10 protein-coding genes are annotated in these 12,703 nt (G+C 71.2%); 9 read left to right on the top strand and 1 reads right to left on the bottom strand.

Features of this window, described 5'->3' with window-relative positions; all coding sequences use genetic code 11:
• The first annotated feature begins 21 nt into the window (after positions 1 to 21).
• From ACN28I_RS37675 to ACN28I_RS37640, 8 genes are all read left to right on the top strand, one after another.
• A complete protein-coding gene (locus tag ACN28I_RS37675; RefSeq protein WP_420946733.1) occupies positions 22 to 582 on the top strand; it encodes a helix-turn-helix domain-containing protein in 561 nt (186 codons plus the stop codon).
• A gap of 89 nt (positions 583 to 671) precedes the next feature.
• Complete coding sequence (locus ACN28I_RS37670; RefSeq protein WP_420946732.1) at positions 672 to 2,276, top strand: hypothetical protein; 1,605 nt, start codon at positions 672 to 674, stop codon at positions 2,274 to 2,276.
• 11 nt (positions 2,277 to 2,287) lie between these two features.
• Entirely contained in the window at positions 2,288 to 3,319 is a 1,032-nt protein-coding gene (locus ACN28I_RS37665) for a DUF1175 domain-containing protein (protein ID WP_420946731.1), read from the top strand.
• Entirely contained in the window at positions 3,316 to 7,146 is a 3,831-nt protein-coding gene (locus ACN28I_RS37660) for an alpha-2-macroglobulin family protein (RefSeq protein ID WP_420946730.1), read from the top strand. Before ACN28I_RS37665 ends, ACN28I_RS37660 begins: the two co-directional genes overlap by 4 nt.
• Positions 7,127 to 8,005, top strand: coding sequence for a hypothetical protein (locus ACN28I_RS37655; protein ID WP_420946729.1), 879 nt, complete (start codon positions 7,127 to 7,129; stop codon positions 8,003 to 8,005). The genes ACN28I_RS37660 and ACN28I_RS37655 overlap by 20 nt, the downstream gene beginning before the upstream one ends.
• Positions 8,002 to 8,709: a DUF2135 domain-containing protein gene (locus ACN28I_RS37650; protein WP_420946728.1), complete on the top strand. Its 708-nt coding sequence runs from the start codon at positions 8,002 to 8,004 to the stop codon at positions 8,707 to 8,709. The genes ACN28I_RS37655 and ACN28I_RS37650 overlap by 4 nt, the downstream gene beginning before the upstream one ends.
• Positions 8,706 to 10,715, top strand: coding sequence for a SpoIID/LytB domain-containing protein (locus ACN28I_RS37645; RefSeq protein ID WP_420946727.1), 2,010 nt, complete (start codon positions 8,706 to 8,708; stop codon positions 10,713 to 10,715). Before ACN28I_RS37650 ends, ACN28I_RS37645 begins: the two co-directional genes overlap by 4 nt.
• Positions 10,696 to 11,409: a hypothetical protein gene (locus ACN28I_RS37640; protein WP_420946726.1), complete on the top strand. Its 714-nt coding sequence runs from the start codon at positions 10,696 to 10,698 to the stop codon at positions 11,407 to 11,409. Before ACN28I_RS37645 ends, ACN28I_RS37640 begins: the two co-directional genes overlap by 20 nt.
• Before the next feature lie 16 nt (positions 11,410 to 11,425).
• Here ACN28I_RS37640 and ACN28I_RS37635 read toward each other — a convergent pair whose 3' ends face one another.
• Entirely contained in the window at positions 11,426 to 12,037 is a 612-nt protein-coding gene (locus tag ACN28I_RS37635; protein WP_420946725.1) for a 2OG-Fe(II) oxygenase, read from the bottom strand.
• Between the two features lie 41 nt (positions 12,038 to 12,078).
• On the opposite strand from ACN28I_RS37635, the gene ACN28I_RS37630 reads away from it, so the two are divergent.
• Entirely contained in the window at positions 12,079 to 12,699 is a 621-nt protein-coding gene (locus ACN28I_RS37630) for a DUF4230 domain-containing protein (RefSeq protein ID WP_420946724.1), read from the top strand.
• Positions 12,700 to 12,703 lie beyond the last annotated feature (4 nt).

Here is a 12,703-nt window from a genome sequence, read left to right as displayed (position 1 = left end):
GCATTGGCAGAATGCCAACCCATGAGCGACGAGGAGCTGGCGGGCTGGCTGGCGCGCAACATCAAGGCGCTCCGGGAAGCGCGGGGAGCAACGCAGGCGCAACTCGCGAAGCTCGCGGGCGTGCCTCGGGCCACCTGGGCGAACCTGGAGTCGGGGTCGAGCAACCCGACGCTGGCCGTGCTGCACCGGGTGGCGTCGGCCCTCCAGGTGTCCCTGGAGGAGCTGGTGGCAAGGCCCCGGGCCAACGCCCGGCACTACCCCCGGGCGAGCCTGGCCGTGCGGATGAGGGGGCCGGGCTTCGTGCGCAAGCTGTTGCCGGACCCGCTGCCGGGAATGGAGTTCGACCGGGTGGAGCTGCCACCCGGGGCGCGGCTGGCGGGTGTGCCGCACACGCCCGGGACGCGCGAGTACCTCGTCTGCGAGTCGGGAAGCCTGGCGTTGGTGGCCAGTGGCGAGCGCTTCGTCCTGGAGACGGGAGACGTGGTCGTCTTCCGGGGGGACCAGAAACACTCGTATGAGAACGTAGGACCCAAGGTGGCAGTGGGCTATTCGGTGGTGCTGCTGGCCCCGGCCCTGCGCTGACGACCCCCCGGGCCCTAGGTTTCCGGGGCATGTGTGTGCTACGAAACACCGCGTTCCCGAGCCCACACTCGACGGGGGGGATTGAACGAATGCGGAGCCAGTCACTCGCGGCAGTTGCCCTCATCTTCGCCATGCTCTCTGGCTGCACCTGCGGCGGGGGCAAGGAGGAGGCGAAGAAGGGCCCTGCGCCCTCCGAGCTGTTGAAGTCCCTGCCCAGGGCGGCCGTCTCCCGGCCCTCCGCGCTGGTGCCCAAGGCCGTGATGGAGGGCTCGCCCCGCGCCATGGTGGTGGCCGCCGCGGACGCCCGCGGTGCCTGGGAAGCCTTCCTGAAGACGGCGCCCGGCCAGGCGCTGGTGGAAGGTGGCGCCCTCGAGCACGTGGGCCTCTCCGCGCAGATGGAGCGGGCGCTCTCGTTCAGCCATGACCTGGCCTCCGCCTCGGAGCACCCGCTCGCCGCGGATCGCCTCACCGAGGCCCTCTCCGGCCCCGCCGCCGTGGGCGTGATGGACGACGACCGCGAGGACGCCGACTTCGTGCTGGTGAAGGAAGTGGATGGCTCCCAGGAGTTCGTGGTCCGCCTCGCGCTGATGGCCTCCGCCGTGAAGGGCTATGGCGTGAGCACCGAGCAGCACGAGGGCCACCCCGTGCACCAGCTGCGGCGCGGCAGCCGCACCCTCTGGGTCGCCGCCTTCCAGAACGTCCTCATCGCCTCCAGCAACGCGACGCTGGCCAAGGCGGCCGTGTCGCTCGCGCTCGACAAGGGCGGGGATTCCGTCGAGGACATCGAGGGCTACAAGAAGGAGGTGGACAAGCTCCAGGGCCACCGCCTCGCCGCGCTGGTGTCGCTCGAGCAGGACGGCCCGCCGGCGCTGCTGCTGGGCCTCTCCCAGCTCGTGCTCGGGCTGGACGTCGACTCGGGGCAGCTCCAGCTCGGCGGTGAGCTTTCCGATTCTCCCGACACGGTGGCCGCCTTCCGAGCGCTGGCCTACGTGCCCAAGGACGCGGTGTTCTTCTCGAGCCTGGGCGCGGCCAATGCCACCGCCTTCCTCGAGCGGCTCGGCAACCCGGAGGGCAACAGCGCCGACGAGATGCGCAAGGCGCTCGTGATTCCCGCCGACCTGGAGGACGCCCTCACCGACGAGGCCTTCTACGGGCTGCTCGGCGTGTCCGACACGCGCTTCAACCACCTGCTCGGCCTGGGCCTGAAGGATGCCGCCGCCGGGGCCAAGGCCTTCCCCAAGCTGGCGAAGAGCTGGCTGGACAAGCCCTCCAAGAAGGACATCGCCCCGGGCGTCTCCGCCTTCTGCAACTCGACCGAGGGGCTGTGCCTGGCGCTGGCCAAGGACTACCTGCTGGCGGCCACGGACCTGGAGTCGCTGAAGGCCGCGGTGGAGACGGGGCTCGGCAAGCGCCCCGCCCTCTCCGACGTGCAGGGCTTCCAGCAGGTGGGCAAGAGCGGGGACCCGCGCTTCCTCACCGCCTACGTCGACACCGCCGGGGCGGCCGACGCCATGCTCACCTTCTTCCGCGCCGTGGGCCGGGGCCAGAGCCAGAACTTCGACACCGGCGACGTGGACGCCACCGTGGCGCCGCTGTGCGAGGCGATGAAGAAGCTGCCTCCCTACGGCGGTGGGCTCACGGTGGACGGCACCGCGGTGGCCGGCCAGTTCCAACCCCTGCCGGTGCAGCAGTAGGGGGCCGCCGCGTGAAGTGGGCCGTCGCCATCGCCGCCGTGCTGGCCGCGCCAGCGCTGGGCCTGCGCACCTCCGCGCGGGTGGAGCGCTCCGCGTCCGAGCTGCCCGCCGATGGGAGCGCCTCGATGAGCTTCCACGTCCAGCCGCGCTCGGTGCTGGGGCTCTCCGCGCCGATGCTGCCCTCCACCCGGGCGGCGCTCTCGCTCTCTCCCGCCATCGCGCGCGCCTCCTGCGGAGCGGGCAGCCGCGGCCCGGTGTGCACCGTCGTCGCGGGCACCACCCCGGGCGAGGTGCGCGGCACCCTGCGGGTGGAGGATGCGCTCGGGCTGGTGACGGAAGTGCCCGTGGAGCTGCGCCTGGTGGCCGACGCGTCCGACACGGACAAGGACGGCTTCCCGGACGCCGTCGAGCTCGACTCGGAGGACGACCGTCAGGCGTTCCGCCGCTGGTTCGTGACGATGGCCGCCGCGCAGTACCCCACGCCGGACCCGCGCTGGCCCGAGGTGCACCGCGACTGCGCCGGGCTCCTGCGCTTCGCCTACAAGGAGGCCCTCAAGGCCCACGGGGCGGGCTGGCGCAAGGGCCGCGAGCTGAACACGGCCTCGGCGCCGGACGTGAGCAAGTACCGCTACCCCGCCGTGCCCGTGCTCGGCGACAAGCTCTTCCGGGTGGCGCCCGGCGCCTATGACGCCCAGGCGGCGCTCGAATCGTCCTTCAGTGCGTCGGCCAGCGCGCGCTGGCTGCTGTCCGCCAACGCCGTCCGCGTTCCCGCTTCGCGGGCCCAGCCGGGGGACCTGCTCTTCTTCGAGGATCCCGAGGCTGGCGGGATGGCGTACCACTCGATGGTGTACCTGGGTGACCTCGACGGGGTGGGGCCCGAAGTCGTCTACCATACCGGCCCCGACAGCCGGCCCGGCGGTTCCAAGGGAATCGTCAAACGGCTCCGGCTCGAAGACCTTTTGTCGCATCCGGACGAGAAGTGGCGTCCACGCGACGACAACCCGCATTTCGTGGGGTTCTACCGATGGAAGATTCTCGATTGAAGTGGCTGTTCGCCGTGCTGTGGGTGCTCGCCGCGCCGGACGCATCGGCTCGCGGGCGCTTCTACCTGTCCACGCAGACGGTGACCGCCCCGGGCGAGCAGCCCGAGGTGAGCATCGAGGCGAATGGCGTGCGCGCCCTCTCCATGCGCGTCTACCGCATCCCCGAGCCGGAGCAGTTCCTCCTCGGGCAGACGGACCTGCACCGTCCGGTGACGCAGAACACCCTGCGCGACAAGCACCTCTTCACCGTACTCACCGGCGGCTACCGCGCGGCGGCCACCTCGCTGCGTGAGCAGGTGCGCGACGCGGTGTCCCCCAAGGCGCGCGCCTCGGCGCTCGGGGTGCTCGAGAAGGCCAACACCGGCCTGTCCAAGGCGCAGTCGGCCCCGGCCCGCGAGCAGGTGCGCATCCCGCTGCTCAAGGACTATCCGCTCGTCAGCTACTGGCGGGAGGACCTGGATGGCTCGGCCTCGGAGCCGGCGGAGGAGAGCGGCGAGGACGGCGAGGGGTACTCCGGCAACAGCGGGGGCTGGACGCTGCGCTCGCTGGAGCTGGGCGTGAAGGAGAGCGGCGTCTACCTGGTGGAGGGCGTGACGGGCGAGGACGTGGGCTACACGCTGGCGGTCGTCTCGCGCATCGGGCTGATGGTGAAGCAGGGCCCGGAGCAGACGGTGGCGCTGGCGGTGGACCAGACGACGGGCGCGGCGCTTCCGGGCGTGAAGGTGACGCTGTTCGACCAGGGCAAGCCGTACGCCGAGGGCACCACGGACAGCGACGGCCTCTTCAAGGCCAAGGTGAAGGCCGCCACGCAGACGCTGGCGCTCGCGCGCATGGGCGAGGACGTGGCGCTGGCGGATGCCACCTTCTACTCGGGGGCGGCGAATGACCGGGTGGTGTACCTCTTCACGGACCGGCCGGTGTACCGCCCCGGGCACGAGGTGCACTTCAAGGGCATCATCCGCTCGCGCTCGGGCACGGCCTACGCGCCGCCGAAGGGTGGCGAGGCCTCGGTGTCCGTGGTGGATCCGAGCGGCACGGCCGTGGACACGCTGGACGTGCAGGTCTCCGCCAATGGCAGCTTCACCGGGCGTTTCGAGCTGCCGGGCAAGGAGGCCCAGCCGGCGGCGGGTGTCTGGCGCATCCGCGCCGAGGTGGAGGGTGAGTCCTTCGAGGGCGAGTTCAAGCTGAAGGAGTTCACCAAGCCGGAGTACCAGGTGAGCGTGCAGTTGCAGCAGCCGTCGTACGTGCAGGGAGACGAGGTGTCGGGCCGGGTGCTCGCCCGCTTCTTCCATGGCGGCGTGCTCAAGAACGCGGACGTGCAGCTCACCGTGTACCGCAGCCGCTTCTTCATCCCGGACTTCGTGGACGCGGAGGCGGACTTCTTCGTCTCCGAGGGTGAGCGGGCCTCCGCGGGGCGGGAGATCGCCCAGGAGCTGTCGGGCAAGCTGGACGCCAACGGCTCGTTCCCCTTCAGCTTCACCACCACCTCGGATGACCAGGACTTCACCTACTCCATCGAGGCCAAGGTGGTGGACGGCTCGGGCAAGACGGCCCGAGGCCAGAAGGCGGTGGACGTGACGGTGGGCCGCTTCTTCCTGTCGGCCCGGGCGGACAGGCTCGTCTACGAGCCGGGTGACGAGGTGTCGCTCCAGGTGGTGGCGCGCGACTACGGCGAGAAGCCGGTGGCCACCCCGGTGAAGGTGGACATCACGTACCAGAAGCGCACGGGCGAATCGGTGGCGGAGGCCTCTCTGCCCCAGCAGCAGCTCCAGGTGGCGGCGTCCGCCACGGGCGGGGCGCACAAGCTGAAGCCCACCGAGCCCGGGGCCTACCTGGCCACCCTCACCGCCTCGGATGAGGCCGGCTCGGTCATCACCACCACGGTGCCCTTCTTCGTCACGTCGAAGGGCGGGGACATCCCCATGGCCAAGGGCGGGCTGGAGCTGTACTCGGACAAGCCCACCTACAAGGTCGGCGACGAGGCGGTGGTGCTGGTGCGCGCCCCGTTCGACTCGGCCAGCGTGCTGCTCACCCATCAGGGGCTGGAGGTGCTCTCCAGCGAGGCGCTCGAGCTCAAGGGCTACTCGGCGGTGCTGCGCTTCAAGGTGACGAAGGAGATGACGCCCAACATGTACGTGGGCGCCATGGCCATCTCCGCCGGACGCACCTTCCGCCAGGAGCTGCTGGTGCGGGTGCCGCCCACGGAGCGGGTGCTCCAGGTGAAGGTGACGGCGGACAAGGAGAAGTACGCGCCGGGCGACACGGGCACCTTCACGGTGTCGGTGACGTCGCCGGACGGCAAGCCGGTGGCCAACGCGGACATCGCCCTGTCCGTCGTGGACGAGGCCATCTACGCCGTGTCCCCCGAAATCGCTCCCTCGCTGCCGGAGTTCTTCTTCCACCCGGTGCGCGACAACGTGCGCGGCACCAGCTCCACCACCTTCCGCTTCTACGGCTACGGCCGCAGCGTGCGCGAGCAGATGAGCCAGCTCGTGAAGCGCAGCCGCGCGGGCTACGGTGACCTGAAGGCGCTCTCGCGCAAGGTGCGCAAGGAGTTCAAGGACACGCTGCTCTTCTCGCCCAACCTGGCCACCGGCCCGGACGGCAAGGCGCAGATGAAGGTGACCTTCCCGGACAACCTCACCACGTGGCGGGCCACCGCGCGCGTCATCACCAGCGACACCTCGGTGGGCTTCGGCGTGGGCAAGGCACGGGTGCACCAGGACTTCCAGGTGCGGCTGGCCACCCCGCGCTTCTTCCGCGAGCGCGACACCCTGCAGCTCGGCGTCCTGCTGGAGAACTCCACCAGCCAGAAGGGCACGGCCACGGTGACGCTCGAGGCCACCGGCGTCGAGCTGACCGAGAAGCAGAAGACCGTCACGGTGGACGGCAATGACCAGGCGGTGGCGGTGTTCGCCGTCAAGGTGACGGGCGGCGAAGGCAAGGTGAAGCTGCGGGCCAGCGGCAAGCTGGGCGCCCACTCCGACTCCATGGAGCTGGAGGTGCCCCGGCTGGCGCACGGCGCGCTGCTCGGCGAGGCCGTCGTCGCCTCGCTGGCCGCCGACTCCACCGAGCCGTTGGACCTCGCGCTGGAGATTCCGGCCTCCGCCCACCCCGAGTCCTCGCGGCTGGCGCTCTACGCCAGCACCGGCATTGCTCCGGCCATCGAGAGCGCCCTCGACTACCTCGTGGGCTACCCGTACGGCTGCACCGAGCAGACGATGAGCCGCTTCGTGCCCAACCTCGTGGCGGTGAAGGCGTATGAGCAGCTCAAGCTGCCGCGCAAGCAGCGCCATGGCGAGCTGCCGAAGATGGTGATGGCGGGCGTGGCGCGGCTGCGCCAGCTCCAGCACGGCGATGGTGGCTGGGGCTGGTGGGAGGAGGACGAGACGGACCCGGCCATGACGGGCTACGTGGTGCAGGGCCTGGCCATGGCGCGCTCGCTCGGCTACGGCGGCGAGGAGTTGGATCAGATGCTCACCCGCGGGCTCGTGATGCTCTCCGCGCTCGCCAACAAGGGCGACATGGAGGACGGGCTCCGGGCGCGCCTGCTCTACAACCTGGCGGTGGCGGGCAAGTCGTCGGACTCGATGCTCACCGCGCTCTCGCAGAAGGTGCGCGAGCAGGCCGAACTCTCGGCCTACACCAAGTCGCTGGTGGTGCTGGCGCTGGCCGAGTCGGGCAAGCAGGAAGACGCCGCCGCGCTGGCCGAGGAGGCTCGAGCGCTCGGCCAACCGGGTGGGCGAGCTGGTGGTGTTCGGTGGCGGCGGAACGGAGCCCTGGTGGCAGGGCCGCATCCAGCCGGCCATGGCCACGTGGGGGGGTGACCCCATCGAGTCCACCGCCTCGGCGATCCGGGCACTCGCCCGCGTGCGTCCCTCCAGCCCGTTCATCGACGGCGCGGTGAAGTTCCTCCTGCAGCAGCGGCGCGAGGGCCACTGGCAGAGCACCCGTGACACCGCGGTGGTGGTGGCCGCGCTGGCCGACGTGCTGCCGCGCTTCGCCAGCCAGACGCAGGGCGCCACCGTGGCCGCGCTGCTGGATGGCCAGCCGTTCGGCGAGCGCACCTACTCCGGCGAGGACCTCTATGGCCCCGAGCTGATGGTGGGTGAGTCGCTGACGATGAAGCCGGGCACGCATGCCCTCCAGGTGTCGCGCCGTGGCCAGGGCGCCGGGATGATGCTCGAGGCGCGGCTGTCGTACCTGGACGCGGGCGAGGGGCTGAAGGCGAGCACCAGCGGCCTGACCATCACCCGCCGCTACCACCGCGTGGTGCGGGAGCAGGGTGGCTCGGGCATCCAGGAGACGCTCCAGCCGCTCGGCAAGAGCGCCGAGCAGGATGGGCTGCTCTTCGTCGAGCTGGAGGTCAACGCTCCGAACGCCATGGAGTACGCGATGCTGGAGGATCCGCTCTGCTCCGGCTGTGAGGTGGAAGAGGCCGACGTGGGCCGCTCGCCCGGAGGGAGGGATCTCCACCCCAAGGGTCTGCACCGCGAGGTGCGTGACGAGAAGGTGGTCTTCTTCGCGAGCGACCTGAAGGCGGGCAAAAACCTCTTCGGCTACATGGTGACGCCGGGCCTCGCGGGCACCCTGCACGTGATGCCCGCCAGCGCCTCGCTCATGTACCACCCGCAGGTGCGGGGTACTTCGAACGAGCAGACGCTCGTCGTCGGAGGTGGGCTGTGAACGTCCGGACCCTGTTGTCGCTGTTGACGCTGCTGCTCTGTGGGGCCACCTCCGCGTGGGGCAAGGACGCCCCCACGGTGACGCTCGCCACCCCCGCCGGGGGATGGACCTCGAACCGGGTGGCGCGCATCACCGGCTCCATCTCGGATACCTCGCTGCGCGTCGGCACCCTCTCCATCAACGGCACCGAGCGCCCGCTGCCCCTGCGCAACGGCGAGTTCGATCTCTCCCTCGTGCTCTCGCCGGGGATGAACGTGATTGAGGTGGCCGCGGCCAACGAGGCGGGCACGGGCCGCGCCAAGGTGTCGGTGTTCGCCAAGGTGCCGAAGATCGACCTGCGCGTGGTGCTCTCCTGGGACACCGACGGCACGGACCTCGACCTGCACGTGGTGGAGCCCTCGGGCGAGGAGTCCTGGTACGGCCACAAGGAGACCGCGAGCGGCGGCTCGCTCGACGTGGACGTGACGACGGGCTACGGGCCGGAGATCTACACCCAGGCCAACTCGCAGGCGGGCACCTACAAAATCCTGGTGGACTACTTCTCCGACAACGGGAACGCCCAGACCGAGGTGAAGGTGGACGTGCTCCTCCACGAGGGCACGGACCGTGAGGAGCGGCACTCCTTCCGCCACATGCTCACCCGCACGGGTGGCAAGTTCGAGGTGGGTACCTTCGAGGTGAAGGCCGCCCGAGTCGTTCAGTGACCCTCGTGCCGCTCGGGCTGCTGCTGGTGCTCTCCGTGGCGGGAGGCACACCCGAGCTGCGCACCCGGCTCGCCGAGCGCGCCGAGGCCCTGCTGCCGGACGAGGACGATGCGGCGGCGGTGATGGACCTGGCCACCGGCGAGCTGGTGCTGGCCCACCACCCCGCCATCCTCACCCGGGCCTTTCCGCCCGGGAGCGTGCTGAAGCTGGCCAGTGCCTATGCGGCGCTCGACAGCCACCGGCTGCCCGAGGAGCCGCTGCGCTGCCGTGGCCGCGCCGAGATTGGAGGCCGGGAGCGGACGTGCTGGCTCCGCCCCGGCCATGGCCGCCTCGAGCTGACGCGGGCGCTGGCGCTCTCCTGCAACATCTACTTCCACGCCTTGGGAGACGTGCTGGAGGGCGAGGCGCTGCTGCGGGCCCTGCGTGCCTTCGGGCTCGGCAGGCCCACGGGGGCGCTGCCGGGGGAGGAGGGCGGCGTGTTGCCCCCGGCGCTCTCGCGCGAGGACCGGATTCGCGTGGCGGCCGGAGACAGCGAGCGGGTGCAGACGACGCCGCTCCAGTTGCTCCAGATGGCGGCGGTGCTCGCGGGCCGGGGACAGGCGCGGAGCCTGGGCGGGACGGGAGGCCGTCAGGGGGTGCGCCTCGGGAACGCGGCGGCGGCGGAGGTGCTGCGCGAGGCGATGCGGCAGGCGGCCGAGAGCGGCACGCTGGAGGCCACGCGGCTGGGCACCCTGCAAGGCGCGGGGAAGACGGGCACCGCGCGCTGGGACAAGGGCTGGCACACGCACGGCTGGTTCATCGGATTCGCGCCCTTCCGCGCGCCGCGCTTCGCGGTGGTGGCCTTCGCCCGGGAAGGACGCGGGGCCCACCAGGCCGCGCAGCCGGGGACGGAGCTGTTGAGCCTCGCGCTCGGGGAGGAGGAGCCCCCGCTCCCGGCCTGGGAGCGTCCCCCGGGCCACCTGCGTGTCCGCGTCCTGGCGAAGCAGCGTCCGGTGCGCGCCACGGTGATGACCGATGGAGGGCGGCTGCGCTGCGATGGGAAGGAGTTGGACCTGACGGGGGCCACGGCGGAGATAGACCAGGGGCTGTTGGACCTGGGCCGCCCGGACCGGCGCTGCCGCGAGCTCTACGCGCCGGGCGAGGGAATCGTGGTGCGGCTCGGTGCCACCACACGGCGGTACCGGGGAGCACTGCGGGCCACCGTGCTGGATGGGCAGATCGCCCTCTTCAACGAGCTCTCCGTGGAGGACTACCTCCGGGGCGTGGTGGGCAGCGAGCTGGCGGGAAAGCCGGAGGCGCTCAAGGCGCAGGCCATCGTCTCGCGCACCTACGCCATCGCCGGACGCAACCGGCATGAGCGGGCGGGCTATGACGTGTGCGACCTCACCCACTGCCAGCTCTACCGGGGCCGGCAGGACGAGCGCGCCGGGGTGGACAAGGCGGTGGCGGCCACGCGGGGAAAGGTGCTCCGGGGACGCGATGCCAAGGCACCGCTGGCGCCGGCCTATTTCCATTCGAGCTGTGGCGGCTCCACCAGCACGGCCGCGAATGTCTTCGGCTCGACCGAGCCCTCCAGCGCGGTGGCGGACCGGGTGGGCGCGTCCGGGCCGTTGTGCGCGGCCTCACCGCACCACCGCTGGCGGTTCGAGGTGTCGCGGGAGGAGCTCGCCCAGGCCCTGGGGATTCTCGCCGAGGGTCCGGCCTTCGAGGTGCTGCGCGCAGACAGTGGTGGCCGGGCACTGGAGGTGCGCACCTTCGGCGTGCCCCTGTCGGGCGAGGCCTTTCATGCGCGGGTGGGCCGGGCGCTGGGCTACCAGACGGTGAAGAGCCTGGCGGTGAGTGCACGTGAGGTGGGCGGGAAGGTGCGTTTCGAGGGGCGGGGCCTCGGCCATGGCGTGGGGCTGTGCCAGTACGGCGCCACGGCGCTGGAGCGGCGCGGGTACAAGTACGAGAAGATCCTGAAGCACTACTTCCCGGAGCGCACGATTGGCGAGCCCCCTCCTTAGCGTGGTGCTGTGCGCGGTGCTGGCGGCCGAGGTGCAGATAGGCGCCACGGTGGTGCGGCACGAGGAGGGCGCGGAAGGCGTGGCCACGCGCGTGGCACGGGCGCTGGAGCAGGCGCGCCAGTCCCTGCCGCCCTTCGTGGGCTCGGAGGTATCAGAGGTGCGGGCGGTGCTCTCCGAGTCGGTGGAGGCGTTCAGCGCGCGCACCGGCCTGCCCCGCACCGCCGCGGCCGGAGTGGTGGAGGGGGAAGTGCTCTTTCCTCCGGCGCGAGTCGTGGACCGGATGGAGGACCTGGGCGCGCTCGCGAGGCACGAGGTGGCGCACCTGGCGCTGATCTCCCATGCGGGGCCAGCACTGCCCCGCTGGTTCATCGAGGGATTCGCCACGGCGCTGGTGGAGCCGGGGCCCACCGCGAGCGGGCCGGAGGACTGCCGGGCGCTGACGGCGGAGCTGCTGGAAGTCCGCCCGGAGGTGCGGGAGCGGGCCTATGCGCGGGCGGCGGCGCTCGCCCGGCGGATTGCCCGCGAGGCCGGTGGAGTGGAGGCGCTGTGGAAGAAGCTCGGCACGAGACCCGATGCCCGCGAGTTCTGGCGGATGCCGCTGGGAGACAAAACCATCCGGGAGCACGCCTGCGAGCCCGCTCCCCAGAAACGCCAGCCCGTCCTCCCCTCTCCCTCTGGGAGAGGGTCAGGGTGAGGGTCTTCGCATCCCTTCACCCCGAGTTCCGCCCGTAGAACCACGCGGTGAGCGCGAGCCGGGGGCCGTGAGCGGGCAGCACCTCGTGCTCGATGCGCTCGCTGAGGAACACCACGAGCCGGTCGAGCGTGGGCTCCACGTCCACCGGGCCGCCCTCGGGGTAGATGCGCAGCAGGCCACCGTGGGCCGGTACCCAGTCCGGATTGAGGTAGTAGAGGGCCGTGACGCGCCGGTTGGACTGGCCGGGGAAGGCATCGAAGTGGCGCGCGTACCTCGCTCCGTTGCCCGGGTACCAGGCGAGCTGCAAATCGAACCGCCCGAGCCCGAGGTACGCCTCGGCCGACAGCGCCTCACCGAGCACGGCATAGGCCTCGCGCAGCCGACTGATCGCCGAGCCCTGCTCCTCCTCTTTCACCCAGGTGATGAAGTCGCCGCGGGTGTCCCGGTCCAGCGTGTGGTCCGCGCCCCGGCGGATGCCCGCGGGACGCAGCAGGCCGGCCTCGACCCGAGCCTTCGCCTCGGCGTGGATGGCCCTGGCCTCTCCCTCGCCGAGGAAGGAAGCACGGGTGAACCAGCCCCGCTCACCGAGTGATTGGATTTCTTCATCCCGAAGGGACAGTGGGCTCATGGCTCGGCGAACCCTACCCTGCCCCGGCTAGAATGGGACGCATGGTGCGTTTGCTCTCGCGGGTGTTGCTCGTCCTCGTCGCCCTCATCGCCGGAGCCGTGGGCTCGTTCCTGCTGCTCCGTCCCAAGCCCCCCGCCCTGCCCGATACGCCAGTCCTCCTCACCCGCGTCCGCGAGGTCGCCCGGCTCGAGACGCTCCAGGTGTCCCTCTACAAGAAGGTGGAGTTCTCTCCCCAGCCTCAGGCCACCGACGCCCTCTGGAAGGACGTCATCAACTGGGCGCGCTACTCCATCAACACCCCCATCGGCCGGGCCATCGTCTTCGCCGACGTGCACCTCGGCTATGACTTCAGCGAGCTCGAGGGCTCCGCCATGCGCATCCAGGGCACCCGCGTGGACGTGGTGCTCCCCCCCATCGAGGTGAAGGTGGAGCTCAAGCCCGGCGAGACGGAGATCATCGGCTCCAACCTCGACAGCGCCCAGACGACGCTCCTGCTGGAGAAGGCCCGCGAGGCCTTCGAGCGCGAGGTGAAGGGCGACGTCCGCTTGAAGGAGCGGGCCCGGCGCTCCGCGGAGAACACGCTGCGCGTGCTGTTCCTCTCGGCGGGTTTCCGCGAGGTGAACGTGGTGGACGTGCTGCCTCCTCCCGCCACCGCGGGGTAAAGAG

It is taken from the genome of Archangium gephyra, from assembly GCF_049060025.1.
GTDB lineage: Bacteria > Myxococcota > Myxococcia > Myxococcales > Myxococcaceae > Archangium > Archangium gephyra_A.
This window is presented reverse-complemented; position numbering and strand designations above follow the sequence as displayed.